Genomic DNA, 18,314 nt, shown 5'->3' with positions numbered 1-18,314 from the left:
GCTGATAATTGTACTACAGATCCTGTTATTGCTTTTGTAAGTGACGATACTTCTGTTCCCGGTGTTGTATCGAGAACCTACAGCGTAACTGATGAGGCTGGTAATAGTATCAATGTGATGCAAACAATTACGATAAACGATACGACCAATCCAACGGCCAGTGACCCAGCATCTATTTCGGTACAATGTAGTTCTGATATTCCATCACCGGATCCCACCGTGGTTTTGGATGCTGCAGATAATTGTACTGCAGATCCTGTTGTTGCTTTTGTAAGTGATGATACTTCGGTTGCCGGTGTGGTGACCAGAACCTACAGCGTAACTGATGAGGCTGGTAATAGTATCAATGTTATGCAAACAATTACGATAAACGATACGACCAATCCAACGGCCAGTGCCCCAGCATCTATTTCGGCACAATGTAGTTCTGATATTCCATCACCGGATCCCACCTTGGTTTTGGATGCTGCAGATAATTGTACTGCAGATCCTGTTGTTGCTTTTGTAAGTGATGATACTTCGGTTGCCAGTGTGGTAACGAGAACCTACAGCGTAACTGATGAGGCTGGTAATAGTATCAATGTTATGCAAACAATTACGATAAACGATACGACCAATCCAACGGCCAGTGACCCAGCATCTATTTCGGTACAATGTAGTTCTGATATTCCATCACCGGATCCCACCGTGGTTTTGGATGCTGCAGACAATTGTACTACAGATCCTGTTGTTGCTTTTGTAAGTGACGATACTTCTGTTCCCGGTGTTGTAAGGAGAACTTACAGTGTAACAGATGAAGCCGGTAATAGTATCAATGCGATGCAAACAATTACGATAAACGATACGACCAATCCAACGGCCAGTGCTCCAGCATCTATTTCGGTACAATGTAGTTCTGATATTCCATCACCGGATCCCACCGTGGTTTTGGATGCTGCAGACAATTGTACTACAGATCCTGTTGTCGCTTTTGTAAGTGACGATACTTCTGTTCCCGGTGTTGTAAGGAGAACTTACAGTGTAACAGATGAAGCCGGTAATGGTATCAATGTGATGCAAATAATTACAATAAATGATACGGAGGTTCCAATGATTACCTGTCCTGGTAATCAAATATTAACAACAGGTTCTTTAATTCCTGATTATTCAGGCATAGTAACTATGGTGGACAATTGTGATGCTAATGTAACAATAGAACAAAGTCCATTAGCGGGATCAGTTTTTGTTGATGGAATGACAGTACAGATGATCGCTACAGATGCTAGTGGTAATTCTAATGGTTGCTCATTTGTAATTACGACTTCTTCGGATACAGAAGCACCGGTTCTTGTATGTATACCTGATCAAGACGTACCGTGTGATTCAGAAGTGATTTTGGATTATAGATCTGCAGTAACTGTGATGGATAATACGGATCCAAGTCCAAGTATTACTCAGGTGCCAGCTCCTGGAACTGATATAATAGATGGAATGGAAATAGTAATTACGGCAACTGATGCAAGTGGCAATAGTGCTGTATGTAGTTTTAGGATAGATCAGGACAGGGTGTTAATAGAAGCAGGAGACAATGAAGAAATAACAGAAGGAGAGGCGGTACAGCTGAGTTCTGAAACTTTGGATTCGGGTACCATTATATGGTCTCCGATCACCGGTCTAACAGATGCAACTATTTTTAATCCCATAGCTAATCCTACAGAAACGACCACATATACGGTTACATTTACCAGCGATGAAGGGTGTATTGCTGAAGATACCATCACTGTATTTGTAGAACCACTTCCAGAAGATGAAACAAAATATGGTTTCTCCCCTGATGGAGATGGGATCAATGAGTTTTGGGAAATTGATGGAATTGAGAATTATCCAAATAATCAGGTTTCAATATTTAATCGTTGGGGAGATTTAGTTTTTGAGATTGAAGGTTATGATAATACATCTCGAGTATTTAATGGAATCGCTAACAGAAAGAGAAGCCTTGGAGGAGACAAACTTCCGGAAGGGACTTATTTCTTCAACATTAAAACCGAAGGCACGAACCATTTCAAAAAATCAACAGGTTTTCTTGTTTTAAAACGCTAATTCATGAAAAAAACATATATGTTATTGATAGTTGTAATACTATCAAAAGGGTTTTTATGTAAAATATTTTCTCAACAAACACCACTTTTTGCAAACTATGATTACAATACAGTGTTGATCAACCCAGCTCATGCGGGCTTTTACGCTGATACAGACGTAACGCTAACCAACAGAGGATATCTGAATCAAATTGATGGAAGCCCAAGAAATATTGGATTGACAATTAACTCCTCTTTAAATTCGCGAAAAGTAGGTTTAGGTGCTGGCTTTTCTAGTGATAAAATCGGAGTTACAACAGCCACAAGTTTATTTGCATCGTACGCTTATAAAATAATTTTTGACCATAATTATAACCGTGCTCGGTGGTGGTCTTATAACCCTAACGTATTGTCTTTTGGAATTACAGGAGGAGTTCTGCTATACAACGAAAATTTACAAGAATTAGGAATACAAAATGACCCTAATTTTGAAAATAATATCAATACTGCTATTCCAACAATTGGTGTTGGAATCTTATATAATAGAGAACATATTTATATTGGATTTTCTGCATCGAACGTTTTAGGTAATTCTTTAACTTCTGATAAGAATATTAATCTTGATAATCCATTGTATGCTTACATGGGATATAGGTTTTTTACAACTCGTTTCCAAGAAGTAATGATAAAGCCAAATGTTTTGATAAAATATGTTTCAGGAGCACCAATCCAAGCAGATTTTAATCTTACAGTAAATTATAAAAATAGCATCGAAGTTGGAGCTGGTTATAGAACCAGTTCTTCAATAAATTTTTTAGCAGGATTTTACCTTTTTGATCACTGGAGAATACTCTATAATTATAATCAAACAGTAAGAAATACTCCGATTAATAATACGCACGGAATCGTGCTTAGTTACCGTTTTGGAGATGGTTTTGTAAATAAAAGGTCTTAAATTAGACCTTTTTGCATAATAGGTTGGAGCTTTATTTATGATGATACGTGTAGATTTTGTAAATACAAGTGCTTTCTCGATAAAAACATAGAAGGCCTATTGGTTAAAAGTAAGAGGAATTATAAGGAAGATAAAAAATCAGACAACTGGTTGTCTTGATAATGATTACTTACTCCTCTTAGACATAAGGTTATCTATGCAGTGTATAATAACTTTTTTATTATATCACTTATATAATGTATCAGATTATTTTAAAGATAAATTAGTGTTGTATGTAATTCATTTTAATAGCATATTTGGTAAGTCCTGCCAGGTTTCTTACATTTAGTTTTGCGATTAAGTTTTTTCGGTAACTTTCTATAGTATGTTTACTTAAGAAAAGCTTATCAGCAATTTCCTGAGTTGTAAATTCTTGAGCAATTAAAGTTATTACATCAATTTCTCTTTGAGTAAGCTTTACCTCTTCATTTTTCTTTTTGGAAAACTTATTCTCCATATAAATATCTTTTATTTCACGAGAAAAATATTTTTCTCCCCCCAGAATCGTTTCTATAGCCTTAAGAAGTTCTTCTTTTTCAGCATTTTTTGGGACATACCCATCTACATCATGCTCGATAAGATTGTCTATCATATCTGGATTGTTATGCATGCTTACTACCAGCGTTTTTATTTTAGCGTTTTTTTCTTTAACAATCTTATTGAGCGCAATTCCGTCCATTTCTGGCATGGTGATATCTGTTATAATCAGATCAATTTTTTCATCCGGATTGATTTCTAAGTATTTGGCAATATGTTTACCGTTTTTTGCTGTTAAAAGGATATTATAATCATTTTGAGAATTTAGGATACTTAGCAATCCATCTAAAAACATTTTGTGGTCATCAGCTATAATTAGGTTGTATTTCATCTGCGGTAATTATTACGTTGGTTATTTCTATATTAATAATCGTTCCTCTTTTTATTCTGGAATCTATATCTATCGTTCCTGATATTTTGTTTAATCTACTTCTAATATTCCTAAATCCAATACCTTCTACATTTTTGTCTAGGTTAAAACCTACACCGTCATCTTCAAAAAGAATATTTAATTCGTTATCAACAAAATTGAACTGCAGTTCAATAGCAGATGCTTTAGCATGTTTAATACTATTGGTAACAAGCTCTTGTATGATCTTAAATGTCTCAACTTGCAATGTTTCATCTAACGCGTCAATAGTTTTTCTGGGAAATGCATTAAAAGTAGTGTTTAGTTTACTGGCACCTCCTATATTATTAAAATACTCTTCGAGTACATCACAAAAGTTGTTTTTACTAAATTTTTTAGGTATTAAATCGTGAGAAATACTTCGAACTAGCTCATAAGTATCATCAATTTGGTCATTGATCCCTTTTAGAGCACTTTCATTTTTCTTTTCAGAATTATTTAGTTGAAGTTTAATAGCGGCTAGATTACCTCCAATACTATCGTGCAGTTCCTGGGCAATACGTTTTCTCTCTTTATCTTGTCCCTCTACAGAAGCCTTAATTACTTTTAATTCTTGATCTTTTAATAAAGACGAAATTTTTTCTTCGCTTATTTCTTTTTGTTTTATACTTAATTCACTCTGTACTTTAATTTTTTGATAATAGGTAATTAATAAACCAATTACAGGAATTAAAAGTATAAGGAAAGAATACAAGATGATATTTTTAAATACTCGTTGCCGTATCGTTTCGTCTTCTTGAATTTTTAATTGAGCATCTTTTAATTCCTGATTCTTTTTTAAAATAATGTTATCATTTAATGTTTTTTCTGAAATGTTCTGAAACGATAACAGCTGGTTTTCGTGTTTTTTTCGCTCAATTTCAATTTCTTTTTTTTCAATTTCCTGTTTAAGTTTTAGGTTTCTAATAGCTTCTTCCTGATTTGCTAGTTCAAGTTTTTTATTAGTGTTTTCTACTTGCAGAAATTTAATCTCTTTCTCTTTTTGGAGCGTTTTATACTGTACTTCTAACTCATTAATTTCTCTATCCTTATCTAATTTTTGTGTAGAGTCAATCGTTTGGGTATACTTTTCATAATAGGAGAGGGCTTTTTTGTAATCATTTTGGACAGTAGCGATTTCTTTAAGCCTATAGTAAATCTTTTCTTGTTCTTTGAGAAAACCAACTTCTTTTGCCTTTTGTAATCCGGAAAGCGTTATTTCTTCTGCCTCCTTGAATCTTTTAAGATCACTAAGTACTCGGCCTTTTTCAACGCTACCAAAAATTTCCATGCGATCATATTTGTTAACCTTTGCAATTTCTAAAGCCTGATCAAAAGAAATTAGAGCCTTATCCAAATTACCTAGTTTTTTATAAGTAATTCCCATATTGACCGAAATTGTTCCAATACAACCCATTCTATTTGCTTCTTCACAAATTTTCCTAGCTTTTTCAAAATATGCTACGCTCTTGTCAAACTCCTCTCTATATCCATATATGTTAGCCATATTTACTATTGAGCCAAATACGATTTCTTCATTTTCTTTATACTCTATACATTTTTCTAATAAATCCAAAGCAAGATCATACTCGCCGGTTTCGGTATAGATGCTGGCCAAGCCAAAAGAGTTGACATAATTAACACGCTTGTCATCATACTCCAGTGAAATATCTATCCCTTTAAGATGCCATTTTTTAGATTTTTCTCTCAATCCCAAGAAACTATCTGCCTGTCCAAGCGTATAATACGCTAAGCCATAGATGTTTTTTTTTAGGGTATCGTTTCCAAAATCATTTAATTCGAGTATTTTTTTTGCATAGTATTTTACCGAATCAATTTGTGATACGCTTCTAAAATAAGAACTTAAAACCAAACTTAAATCAGCTTTAAACCTATCACTTTTAACAGATCTTTTCTTTAGCTGTTTGTGTGCTCTTATGTAGCTTTCTCTTCTTTTATCAGGTATATTGGCTAACGTTTTGAGTTCTTGGATAATTTGCCTTTCTCCTTTATTGGGATAAGGGAAAGTTCGCTTAGTGTCAATTTGTGCATTGATATTCATTGAGATTAATAGGATTAAAGCCATTCCGATAGTCCTACAATAGAAAAATTTTATGTAATTAGGTCTTGTCATTAACGCATTTATTATTTCAAGGTATCATAATTTCTTTTTCATTATTAGCAAGTATTACTGGTATTGCGATATCAATGATAGTTCCTCTATTTATTCTGGAATCAATAAAAATAGTTCCCAAAACACTCTTTAATCGACTTTCAATATTACGTAAACCTATGCCGTTTTGATGCTTTTCTGTATCAAAGCCAATTCCATTATCCTCAAACATGATATATATATCGTTCTCTACAAGATTTATTTGTAGTTCGACTAAAGAAGCTTTGGAATGTTTGATAGTGTTCGTGATTAATTCTTGGATTATTTTAAAACTTTCATCTTGAATAGTTTCATCTAATCGATCAATTTTCTTTCTGGGAAATGCACTAAAAGTAGTTTCTAAATTGCTGGAATCCCCAATATTTTCAAGGTATTCTTCTAAGACATCGCAAAAATTATTCTTACTAAACTTTTTAGGAATAAGATTATGAGAGATGCTACGAACCAGTTCATAAGTATCATCTATTTGTGGATTTATTTTTTTAAGAATACCTTCGTTTTTACTGGGGGCATTATTTAGTTGAAGTTTGATAGCAGCTAGATTTCCTCCGATACTATCATGTAGTTCCTGAGCTATACGTTTCCTCTCTTTATCTTGGCCTTCTACGGAAGCTTTTATTACTTTTAATTCCTGATCTTTTATCAGAGATGAAATCTTTTCTTTATTAATTTCCTTTTGTTTCTTGTTTAATTCACTTTGAGCTTGAATTTTTTGATAATACGTAATCAAGAGACCAATAATTGGAATAAGGAGAATCAAAAAAGAATAAAGAATAATATTTTTAAACCCCTTTTGTCTGGTAGCTTGTTCTCGTTGTAATTCAAGTTCAAGGCTCCGATTGGAATTTTCTGCGAGTAAAAGCTTAATTTCTTTTTCTTTCTTAATAGTTTGATATTTTACTTCTAACTCGTTAATTTCTTCATTTTTTTGAAGTTGATTAATAGAATCATTTATTTCATAATATAACGTGGTAAAATTAAGAGCGCTTCTGTAATCGTTCTTCAATTTCGAAATATCACTAAGGTCACTATAAATTTCCATTTGTATTGACAATAAACCTAATTCTATCGATTTATTTAGGGATTCTGAAAGCACCAATTCTGCTTCCTTGTAGTGTCCCATTTCTGCAAAGACATCACCTATATTTGCATTTGCTATTAGTGCAATTTGAGAAAATTGATTTTCACCAGCAACTTTGGCTGCTTTTTTATAATTAACAATAGCCTTTTTGTGATTACCCATTTCTTGGTAATTGGCTCCCAAATTAAGGATGATGTTTGATAATGCATTATATTGTTTATCTTTTGCCGCTAATTCTTGTGCCTGCTTTAGGTATTTATTTGATGTCTCAAAATCTTTTAGATATGCATGGATATTACCTATATTGATATAACTACCATAAATAATTTCTGGGTCATTTTCGTAGGAAAGACATTCTTCAAAAAGCTTCAGAGATTGTTGATAATTTCCTAAATCGCTGTACGTAAGTGCTAGACCGTGTAAATGTGTAAAATAAAGATCTGTTTCTTTAAATTTTTCTGTTAATCTAATGCCCTTTTGATGCCACTTTTTGCTTTCTTCATAGAGCCCTTTATTCTTATAATTAATCGCCAATATGTTGTACGCTAGTATTTTTCCACGAGTACCTAAAGAGTCGTTTTGTGACGCACTAAATTTAAGGGACTCTTCTACATAATAATTAGAAGAATCAATCAATGTTCTATTTTTATAGTAATAAGCTAATAACAAATTTGCATTTGCTTGTGCATAATCTGTTTTTGTGTTTTTTATAAGGTGGTGTGCAATTTTTACTATTTTTTGTTCTTCTTCGCTGTTCAGAATGTCGTACGCTTTATTAATAAGATCTCTTTCTTTTTCTTTAAGTGTATATTTTTTAGAGAAAGCAGGAATATTATTGTCATTAACCTGTGCACTAATGATCGAACATAGTGTTAAATATATATATATAATCCCTTTTAGCAATAATTTAGGCATAAACAAAGGTATTAATTCTAACAGGTTCTGATATCCCTGAAAACAGGGATCTTCAATGCTCTGTTTACCGTTTATTCATACATAAGATACTGTGATCGGATCTTTTTAAACTGTTCTAAATCTTTTTGCCAGGTTTTTTTGATTTCTTTTTCTGTATAGCCTTGTTCTATCTGCTTTTGTAATATTTCTGTTCCTGCATGTATCGTAAATGATTTGTTGTTAAAAAAACCTTCTTTATTTTTCGAATTAAGGTAAGCATCAAGCAACCATTGCAAGTTAATCTTGTTAAGGCGTTCTGTTTTTCTAAGATCCCTTCCATAGCAGACTTCTCCTTTATGCTTAGGATATTTAGAACCAAAATTAGGTTGAGGAGTATAAGCAAAATTATATTTTTCTATTGGGAAATCTGGAGATCCAAAAATCTGAAATTGCATTTCCGTACCGCGACCCGCGTTAATTGTTGTTCCCTCAAAAAAACCAAGACTGGGATAAAGATTTATTGATCTATCGTTTGGTAAATTAGGAGAAGGTCTTATGGCCAAACTATAATAGGTTTCATGCGTGTAATTCTTAACAGGTATGATATTGATCTCGCATTTTAGATCATCACCTAGCCAACCTTCTCCATTGACCATTTTTGCATATTCTCCTATAGTCATCCCGTGCACAAGCGGAATCGGATGTACACCTACAAAACTTGCGTGTTCGGGCACTAACGTTGGCCCATCAATATAATGCCCGTTAGGATTAGGACGATCCAAAATTAATAAGGGGATATTATTTTCTGCGCAAGCTTGCATTACATAATGAAGTGTAGAAATATAAGTGTAAAATCTTGCTCCAACATCCTGAATATCAAAAACAACTATTTCAATATCAGAAAGGGCTTCTGCAGATGGTTTTTTGTTTTTACCATATAATGAAATAATTGGCAACCCTGTTTTGATATCCTTTCCATCGGATACCAGTTCTCCTGCATCCGCTTTCCCTCTGAAACCGTGTTCTGGAGCAAAAACTTTTTGAATTTCAATATTTCTGGATAATAAGGAATCCACCAAATGGGTATATTGGTCAAGAGACGTTGTGGTTACTCTTTCGTTTTGTAAAAGGGGCTTCAAATGTGGAAACTTAAAAATAACGGATGTTTGGTTTCCTACAATAGCAACTTTTTTATTCTTTAATAACGGCACATACAGTTCTGTTTGATTTGCTCCTACGATAACGGGCTTTAAGACATTTATAGAATCCTGTATTTCACCTTCTGAAATAACACTTTTTTCGTTGGTATTAGACTTTTCGACTTCAGAAGTAGTTGGAGTTGATGTTTTTGTTCCGCTTCCGCAAGAAATAAGCAGCGTAAAAAAGAATAAAAACGTATTTTTGAACCGGTCTGCTAAATAGGCAGATGCATTTTTGATAAAAACCATAGATAACTTTGAATTTCGAATATTTTATTGCCAAACGCCTTATCAAAGGTAAGGAACATAAAAGTAGCATATCATCAACAATTATTAAAATTGCCATCTTTGCAATTGCCATTGGTATGGTGATGATGTTGATAACAGTTGCTACTGGTATAGGTCTACAACGTAAAATCAGAGAAAAAGTTGCTGCATTTAATGGGCATGTTATTATAACCAGTTACGATAATAATAATAGTGTAGAATCATTAATCCCTATTAAAAAGGAACAACATTTTTATCCTAATTTTGTGGATGTTAACGGAATTACCTATGTACAAGAATTTGCCACAAAAGCAGGCCTTATCAGAACGGAGGATAATTTTGAAGGAGTTGTAGTTAAAGGAGTTAGCAATACATATAATTGGTCATATTTTAGAGAATATTTGACTGAAGGTGTATTGCCTGATTTTACAAATCCTAGAAATAATCAAATATTAATCTCTCAATACATTTCATCAAGATTAGGTCTGGCAGTAGGAGATAAAGCGAATACTGTTTTTTTGAAAAAAAACTCAAGCTCCAATATTCCGGCTAATATTCGTGCTTTCGAAGTAGTTGGGATTTATGATTCAGGCTTTCAGGAATTTGACGAAAAATTTATTTTCGCAGATATCAGGCATATTCAGAAAATGAACAAATGGGAAGAAAATGAAGTTGGGGGATTTGAAGTGTTTATTGATGATTTTGATAAAATAGATCAGAAAGGCAGAGAGGTTTATAACAGTATCCCTTCTGATTTAGAAGCTCAGACAATCGCTTTAAAATATGGAAGTATCTTTGAGTGGCTGAAACTTTTTGACTTAAATATTATTGGTATAATCAGTATCATTATATTGGTTGCAGGCATTAATATGATCACTGCATTGCTGGTGTTAATTTTAGAGAGAACACCGATGATCGGAATTCTTAAATCCCTTGGAACTAACGACTGGAGTATAAGAAAAGTTTTTTTATACAATGCTGGTTATTTGATTCTTCTTGGATTGTTTTGGGGTAATGTAGTTGGTATAGGACTATTGTTTGTTCAGAAAAATTATGGGGTTATTGGTCTTAACCCGGCAACATATCACGTAAGTACAGCACCGGTTTACATCAGTTTGTGGTATATTCTATTTCTGAATGTGGGAACTATGTTGTTATGCTTGCTGATGTTGCTGATCCCTTCATTTGTGATTGCTAAAATATCACCTTCTAAAGCAATTAGATTTCAGTAGTTGTAAATAAGACACCTTCCTCTTACATAATGACTTTGTATTTGTATCTTTGCACCGCATAAAAAATAAAGCGGGTTAAAGAAACTGTAATAAATTAATAAGCTTGTGAAGTACGCAAATAATATACTAGAAACCATTGGAAATACACCGATGGTGAAAATGAATGCTTTGGTAAAAGATGTGGATGCGCTGGTATTGGCAAAATATGAGACTTTTAATCCAGGAAATTCAGTAAAAGACCGAATGGCGCTGAAAATGATAGAAGATGCGGAAGCAGATGGAAGATTAAAACCGGGCGGAACTATTATCGAAGGTACATCGGGTAATACTGGAATGGGCTTAGCCTTGGTTGCCATTGTTAAAGGATACAAACTCATCTGCGTGATGGCAGATAAACAATCCAAAGAAAAAATGGATATTTTACGTGCCGTTGGAGCAAAAGTGATGGTGTGTCCAACTAATGTAGAGCCAGATGATCCCCGATCATACTATTCGGTTTCCAAAAGGTTGGCCGAAGAAACTCCTAATTCTTGGTATGTAAATCAATATGATAATCCTTCTAATGCTAAGGCACATTATGAGAGTACAGGACCTGAGATATGGGAGCAAACTGATGGTAAGATCACACATTTTATTGTAGGTGTAGGAACAGGAGGGACAATATCTGGAGTTGGAAAATATTTAAAAGAAAAAAATCCAAATGTAAAAATTTGGGGAATAGATACCTATGGTTCTGTGTTTAAAAAATATCATGAGACCGGAGTGTTTGATGAAAATGAGATATATTCTTACATCACAGAGGGTATAGGAGAAGATATTTTACCGGAAAATGTAGATTTTTCGATTATCGATGGATTCACAAAAGTGACTGATAAGGATGCTGCGGTATATACCCAGAGACTTGCTAAGGAAGAAGGAATGTTTCTTGGTAATAGTGCCGGAGCCGCTATTAAAGGTTTATTACAGTTAAAAGATAACTTCAAGAAAGAAGACGTAGTTGTCGTGCTATTTCACGACCACGGAAGTCGTTATGTAGGTAAGATGTTTAATGATGATTGGATGCGAGAACGTGGTTTTCTGGAAGAAGAAGTATCTACTGCAGTCGATTTGGTGAAAAATCATGAAGTAAAACCCCTAGTGACAGTAAAAACAGAAGAATTGGTTTCTCACGCAATAGAGCATATGCGTAAATTTCAAATTTCACAAATACCGGTTCTAGATAGTGAAGGTTTTGTTGGTTCTGTAGACGAAAGTGCATTGTTTACCGCGTTTCTAGAAGATAAAAACACCGGAGATACACCTATTCGAGAGATCATGAATGATCCTTTTCCGATCGTTAACTCTCATACATCCGTTGATGAAATATCCAGATTAATAAAAGATGGTAATTCGGCGGTTCTTGTAGCGCTAGAAAACGGTAAGTATCATATTGTTACAAAATATGATGTAATCAGTCATATAAAATAAATTATTTATATTTATAACATGTTAGGAACCCCCTTTATTAGTCATATGAACTAATATAGGGGTTGTTTTTATACTCTAAAACCGAATTTATAGATAGTTCTACGCAACTTAATGATAAAATATCAATCTATAAATAAGAAGGGTGTGTATAAAATCTTGGGGCTATGCAAAAATATTCGTTTAACTTTTCTGATATAGATGAATTAAGAAACTATTTTAGATCTCAATTGGATCCAGAAGGAGCTACTGATAGAATTTATTTTCCTTCAGAAATAGGAGAAGGGTACCTTAGTTATTATAAAATATCTCCAGAGGTTTTTCTTTTTATTAACAACTATAAATCAAATGTCGATATAGAATATATTCGAGAACCTATAGAGGAAAAAGATATTATTTTACATTTTAGAAAATACTCATTAGATCATCAAATAAAAAAAAATGAAATTATAAGCTCTTACTCAGATGGTTATACTCCTGGAAATATGAGATGTATGGACGCCCAACAAGGAGAACGCGTTTACATTACAAAAGGAGCCGAAGTAAAGTCTATTATGATCGTATTGAAAAGTAAATACACCAAACCTTATTTTTTGAAAAAAAATAATATGGCAGAGAAGGTAGATCAATATATAAGATATTCTCATCAGCATATTAATAAATTTTATTTATCCTACAAGCAATCCATACTTTTTGATCAGATTGTTTCTCCTGACATCGGTAAAGTAGAAAATTATTTATTTTTTATCGCAAGAGGAATTCGATTGTTAGAAACTTTTTGGAAAGACGTTTTAATGTGGGAAACTGAAAGTAATCCATTTAACATTAATAGCTCACAAGTGGGGAATATATATAAAGTAAGTAATTATCTGGAACATAATTTACACGAACCATTTGTTGGAGTTGATCAATTAGCCTCTATGGCTCATATGAGTCGCACAAACTTCTTTAATATGTTTAAAGAGATTCATGATCAAACACCATTAGAATTTTTTAATAATAAGAAATTAGAAAGCTCTTACAATATGATCTTTACAGAGGGGCTGTCTATCAAAGAAGTTATGGACAATTTGAATTACTCCAACTCCTCCAAATTTAAGAAGGCATTTTTTAATAAATTTGATATTTATCCCGATATCCAAATTTAATCAAATAGCAAATAGGTATAAAATATAGATGGTTGTCATATTTTGACAACCATCTATAACCTAACACAAACTCAACTAAGCTTAGGATTTTATAATCTTTATTTTTTTATTGAAATTATCTTCCCTATTTGTTTAACAAAGAAAAGAAATGATACGATTGCAACAATTTCCATTAATACATAAAATCTTACCAATAGTACATTTTTGCTAGTTTTAAGTCTTTTTTAAGAGTTTTTTGGTGTAAATGCTACTATTTAGGGTTGAATAGTGTGGTTTTTAAGGGGGAAACACCTTTTTTTTTAAGCTTAAAACGTAATTTAGGTAGTTTCTATAGCCATTTTTATAGGGATTAGTGAAATTTTCAAACACCATCTGCCTATTGTATCATAAGGTTGCGTATTTATTATCTCCAAAAACAAACTATACTGATTACGTTTGTGAATAGCTTCCAAAATTAGTTCCGGAAAACAAATCAGCTTCAATTTAGTTGTTACGAATATTGATAAAATTATTTATCAATGAGAGTAACAAAACAATTATTAGTAACACATGATATTAGAACCAACATTTATTTCTTGGATAATATTAGGTAAATTATGAATGAAGAACTTTTACATTACGTATGGAAATATGAAAAATTTAATTTTTCAAACTTAAAAACCACTAGCTCGCTTTCAATTGTTATACAGCGTGTAGGAAATCATAACAAGATGAACGCAGGACCAGACTTTTTTAATGCTCAATTGATAATTGACAATCAAAAATGGGCAGGTAATGTTGAAATTCATATAAAATCAAGCGATTGGTATGCACATCACCACGAGAGCGATCCTGCTTATGATAATGTTATACTGCATGTAGTCTGGAAAGATGATATGAATATTTTTAGAAAAGATAATTCTGTCATACCTACTTTGCAGTTGAAAGATTATATAGATGAGGCAGTATTGTATCGATATCAAAAACTATTTCGAAATAGGGATAAAGGCTGGATTCAATGTGAAAAACAACTAACTGATGTGCCTGACTTTACTATTTTCAATTGGCAAGAAAGATTATATTTAGAAAGATTAGAACAAAAGTCTGAATTGATTTTGGAGTTGTTGAACAATTCTATGAATGATTGGGAAGCAGTACTTTTTAAGTTATTAGCAAAGAACTTTGGTTTAAAGATTAATAGTGATGCGTTTCTAAGTTTAGCCAATTCTTTTGACTTTTCATTGGTAAGAAAGTGCAGTACGGATACAACGCAATTAGAAGCCTTGTTTTATGGACAAGCAGGTTTGCTAAATTCTGATTCTAATGTTTCCTATGTTCAGGAACTTCTGAAGCAGTATAAATTTTTAAAAAACAAGTTTAAATTGACAAATCAAGGTGTACTTTCTTTTCAGCTTTTTAGGTTACGCCCCTCTAATTTCCCTACAATTAGGATATCTCAATTGGCAATCCTTTATTTTAGAAATCAACATCTTTTTAGCAAAGTCATTCAAACTAAAAGTTTGACTAAATTCTATGAACTATTTAGCGTTGCCGCAAGTAATTTTTGGAAAACCCATTATACGTTTGACAAAGAGTCAGCCAACCGAAATAAAACCTTAACGAAATCATTTATTCATTTGATTATAATCAATACCGTTATTCCCTTGAAATTTATGTATGCCAAAAACCAAGGAAAAGATGTTTCAGAAGAAATCTTAGGGCTGATATCACAGTTACCAGCAGAAAAAAATGCAATCACAGATAAATTCGGAAGCTTAGGTATTACCATTGAAGATGCGTTGCATTCTCAATCGATGATCCAGCTTAAATACAATTATTGTGATCAAAAAGCATGTTTACGGTGTGCCATTGGTAATTATTTATTGAATAGAGAAGGTAATTCAGGATAATATAATTAATTTGCATTATGCTTTATAATCTGAGACATTTTTTAGAGCGAAACGGATTTTACGTTTCTAGTAGGTTAGCGGATAGATTAGGAATGCGTGCTAAAAATGTACGTTTATTTTTTATTTATTTGACCTTCGCTACTGCAGGATTAGGCTTCGTAATTTATCTCAATCTTGCGTTTTGGTTGAAATTAAAAGATTTAGTATACACTAAAAGAACTTCAGTATTCGATTTATAAATATGTTGCAAAAGTTCGGTTCTAAAATATATATTGCCTTAACCTTATTATTGGCTGTGGTTGGAATAGGTGTCTTGGGTTTTCGTTTCTTTTCGAATTACTCCTGGATCGACTCACTTTACATGACAATTATAACCATGTCTACTGTTGGTTTTGGAGAAGTAGAACCATTAGATGATGCCTCTAAATTATTTACTGTATTTTTAATTATAACCAGTGTGCTAATTTTAGGATATTCATTGTCAGTAATCACAGAATATATCGTAAGCAAGAGCGATCCACAGCGAGTACAATATCGAAAACTACAAAAAATGATAGGTAAATTAGAAGATCATATAATCATAGTTGGTTATGGTCGTAACGGTAAACAAGCAGCTGATAAACTGTTAGCATATGATAAACCCTTTGTGGTTATCGAAAATAATAAAGCCGTAATTGAAAAGTATCAGAGTGATGAGCGATTTTTTGTTGAAGGTAACGCCACCGAAGATGATGTATTGATAGAAGCTGGACTTAAAAAAGCATCTACCCTGATTTGTACTTTACCAGAGGATGCAGATAACCTTTTTATAGTATTGTCTGCCAGACAAATTAATAAGGATTTAAAAATAATTAGCAGGGCTTCGCAAGATGCATCTTACAAGAAAATTAGATTGGCAGGAGCAGACAATGTAATTATGCCGGATCGAATCGGTGGTGATCACATGGCTTCTTTGGTCGTAGTGCCTGACTTAATAGAGTTTTTGGACAACCTTTCTATTGTTGGGAAAAAATCTATAAACATAGAAGAAGTGTCTTTTGAAGACATGTTTGATGATCAAAAAGAACGCACTATCAAAACGATTGATATGCGATCGAAGACAGGTTGTTCTATTATTGGTTATAAATCACCCGAAGGGGAATATGTGGTAAATCCAGGTGCAGATACTTTATTAAAACCAGGATCTAAGATTGTAATAATAGGTCAACCAGAACAAGTAAATCAGCTAAATAAGGAGTTTAATATTTAAACAATTACCTAAGATTTAATCGTTAAATTATTGTAAACAATGGTTTTTTTTAGCATCTTGCTCACTTCAAAAAACTAAATTCAAATAACTCACTCATTATGAAGAGAATTCTTCTTTCAATTTTAGTACTTATAACTCCATTTTCAATTTTTGCTCAAGATATTCAAGAACCGACACTTTCTGAAAAGATAGATCAGGTGTTTTCATCTTATACAGGCTGGTTTGTTGATGCAATATTTTATGAAATACCATTTTCTGCAGAATTTAAGATTCCATGGGTATTGATAGTCTTAATTGGTGGTGCATTATATTTTACAATATATTTTAGGTTTATTAATATAACAGGCTTTGTTACTGCAATTAAAGTAGTTCGTGGTAAATATGAAGATATAGAAAAACACGGAGCCAAGGAACTTTATGGAGACGGTGGAGCAGCAATAGATGGAGATATACCGGATACTATTAGGGACGAAAGTGCTGATGGAGAAGTTTCACATTTTCAAGCACTTACTGCAGCCCTTTCTGCAACTGTAGGATTAGGTAATATTGCAGGGGTAGCGGTTGCTCTTTCAATAGGAGGACCAGGTGCAACATTTTGGATGATTATTGCAGGAGTTTTAGGAATGGCTTCTAAATTTGCAGAATGTACTTTAGGTGTAAAATATAGAGATGTCGGCGAAGACGGTACGGTTTACGGTGGACCTATGTATTATCTTAAAAAGGGACTTGGAGAAAAAAATATGGCTGGACTTGGAAAGGTATTAGCTGTGTTATTTGCAATATTTGTAATCGGTGGATCCTTTGGTGGTGGTAATATGTTCCAGGCAAATCAAGCCGCTGCCCAGTTTGTCGAGCTAACAGGTCTTCAAGGAGGTAATGCCGGGTTGTATTTTGGGATTGTTATGGCAGGTCTTGTTGCTGTAGTTATTATTGGCGGTATCAAGAGGATAGCATCCGTAACCGAAAAAGTTGTTCCTTTTATGGCAGGTGTTTATGTGCTTGCCGCATTGATAATTTTAGTAGTAAATTATAAACATATAGGAGACGCATTCGGGCTTATTTTTGAAGGAGCATTTTCTGGATTAGGTATAGCCGGTGGTTTAGTTGGAGTAATGATCCAAGGAATAAGAAGAGGAGCATTCTCAAATGAAGCGGGAGTTGGTTCTGCTGCAATAGCACATTCTGCCGTGAAAACAAAATACCCTGCCAGTGAAGGTATTGTAGCACTATTAGAACCTTTTGTGGATACCGTTGTAATCTGTACAATGACTGCTTTGGTAATCATTATCACTAATTTTGATTCGCAGTTTTTAGAATATGGAACGCCTGTAACAGAAGGTGTAGAATTGACTGCAACAGCTTTTGATACTGTTATTCCTAATTTTTCTATTGTATTAACCATTGCAGTAATACTTTTTGCTTTTTCTACAATGATTTCTTGGTCATATTATGGTATGCAAGGATGGAAATACTTATTTGGTAAAGGAAGAATAACTGATCTTATTTATAAATTACTCTTTTTGATTTTTGTGGTTGTAGGTGCTTCGATTAGTCTGGGTTCTGTAATAGACTTCTCTGATGCAATGATTTTTGCGATGGTTGTACCAAATATAATAGGTGTATTGTTATTAACACCCAAAATTAGAATAGAACTAAAAAAGTACTATGATGCAATTAACCTAAAGAAAGAGGCTATAGAAGACGGAGCAAGCGAATTTGATGTGTAACTAATAAATTTATCA

13 protein-coding genes are annotated in these 18,314 nt (G+C 33.2%); 9 read left to right on the top strand and 4 right to left on the bottom strand.

Annotated elements, in window-relative coordinates:
- A partial coding sequence (locus tag ACWGOQ_RS23560) for an HYR-like domain-containing protein (protein WP_458202878.1) occupies nucleotides 1-2,079 on the top strand: 2,079 nt, incomplete at its 5' end.
- Nucleotides 2,080-2,082: 3 nt separating this feature from the next.
- On the top strand, nucleotides 2,083-3,012 hold the full coding sequence (locus tag ACWGOQ_RS23555; protein ID WP_452060313.1) for a PorP/SprF family type IX secretion system membrane protein: 930 nt from the start codon (nucleotides 2,083-2,085) through the stop codon (nucleotides 3,010-3,012).
- 262 nt (nucleotides 3,013-3,274) lie between these two features.
- Here the strand turns inward: ACWGOQ_RS23555 and ACWGOQ_RS23550 are convergent, their stop codons facing one another.
- The 4 genes from ACWGOQ_RS23550 to ACWGOQ_RS23535 all read right to left on the bottom strand — a co-directional run bounded on the left by ACWGOQ_RS23550 (nucleotide 3,275) and on the right by ACWGOQ_RS23535 (nucleotide 9,572).
- Nucleotides 3,275-3,919: a response regulator transcription factor gene (locus ACWGOQ_RS23550; RefSeq protein WP_452060312.1), complete on the bottom strand. Its 645-nt coding sequence runs from the start codon at nucleotides 3,917-3,919 to the stop codon at nucleotides 3,275-3,277.
- The gene (locus ACWGOQ_RS23545) at nucleotides 3,894-6,038 is read right to left on the bottom strand and encodes a tetratricopeptide repeat-containing sensor histidine kinase (RefSeq protein WP_458202877.1); all 2,145 of its coding nucleotides are present in this window, start codon (nucleotides 6,036-6,038) and stop codon (nucleotides 3,894-3,896) included. The genes ACWGOQ_RS23550 and ACWGOQ_RS23545 overlap by 26 nt, the downstream gene beginning before the upstream one ends.
- An 88-nt stretch (nucleotides 6,039-6,126) precedes the next feature.
- Complete coding sequence (locus ACWGOQ_RS23540) at nucleotides 6,127-8,145, bottom strand: tetratricopeptide repeat-containing sensor histidine kinase (RefSeq protein WP_452060310.1); 2,019 nt, start codon at nucleotides 8,143-8,145, stop codon at nucleotides 6,127-6,129.
- A gap of 71 nt (nucleotides 8,146-8,216) precedes the next feature.
- Nucleotides 8,217-9,572 carry an exo-beta-N-acetylmuramidase NamZ family protein gene (locus ACWGOQ_RS23535; protein WP_452060309.1) on the bottom strand — a complete coding sequence of 452 codons (1,356 nt, stop codon included), beginning with the start codon at nucleotides 9,570-9,572 and terminating at the stop codon, nucleotides 8,217-8,219.
- Nucleotides 9,573-9,580: 8 nt separating this feature from the next.
- On the opposite strand from ACWGOQ_RS23535, the gene ACWGOQ_RS23530 reads away from it, so the two are divergent.
- The 7 genes from ACWGOQ_RS23530 to ACWGOQ_RS23500 all read left to right on the top strand — a co-directional run bounded on the left by ACWGOQ_RS23530 (nucleotide 9,581) and on the right by ACWGOQ_RS23500 (nucleotide 18,299).
- The gene (locus ACWGOQ_RS23530; protein WP_452060308.1) at nucleotides 9,581-10,822 is read left to right on the top strand and encodes an ABC transporter permease; all 1,242 of its coding nucleotides are present in this window, start codon (nucleotides 9,581-9,583) and stop codon (nucleotides 10,820-10,822) included.
- A gap of 105 nt (nucleotides 10,823-10,927) precedes the next feature.
- A complete protein-coding gene (locus tag ACWGOQ_RS23525; RefSeq protein ID WP_452060307.1) occupies nucleotides 10,928-12,289 on the top strand; it encodes a pyridoxal-phosphate dependent enzyme in 1,362 nt (453 codons plus the stop codon).
- Between the two features lie 164 nt (nucleotides 12,290-12,453).
- Nucleotides 12,454-13,434 (top strand): helix-turn-helix domain-containing protein, encoded by a 981-nt coding sequence (locus ACWGOQ_RS23520; protein ID WP_452060306.1) that lies wholly within the window; start codon nucleotides 12,454-12,456, stop codon nucleotides 13,432-13,434.
- Between the two features lie 596 nt (nucleotides 13,435-14,030).
- Nucleotides 14,031-15,323 (top strand): DUF2851 family protein, encoded by a 1,293-nt coding sequence (locus ACWGOQ_RS23515; RefSeq protein ID WP_452060305.1) that lies wholly within the window; start codon nucleotides 14,031-14,033, stop codon nucleotides 15,321-15,323.
- Between the two features lie 17 nt (nucleotides 15,324-15,340).
- Nucleotides 15,341-15,562, top strand: a complete 222-nt coding sequence (locus tag ACWGOQ_RS23510; RefSeq protein WP_280931121.1) for a PspC domain-containing protein — start codon at nucleotides 15,341-15,343, stop codon at nucleotides 15,560-15,562.
- Between the two features lie 2 nt (nucleotides 15,563-15,564).
- Nucleotides 15,565-16,572: a potassium channel family protein gene (locus ACWGOQ_RS23505; RefSeq protein WP_452060304.1), complete on the top strand. Its 1,008-nt coding sequence runs from the start codon at nucleotides 15,565-15,567 to the stop codon at nucleotides 16,570-16,572.
- 98 nt (nucleotides 16,573-16,670) lie between these two features.
- Entirely contained in the window at nucleotides 16,671-18,299 is a 1,629-nt protein-coding gene (locus tag ACWGOQ_RS23500; RefSeq protein ID WP_452060303.1) for an alanine/glycine:cation symporter family protein, read from the top strand.
- The last annotated feature ends 15 nt before the right edge of the window (nucleotides 18,300-18,314 follow it).

Source organism: Aquimarina ulvae (genome assembly GCF_053613295.3).
Note: the sequence above shows the minus strand (reverse complement) of the source record. Positions and strands in the feature narration are given on the sequence as shown.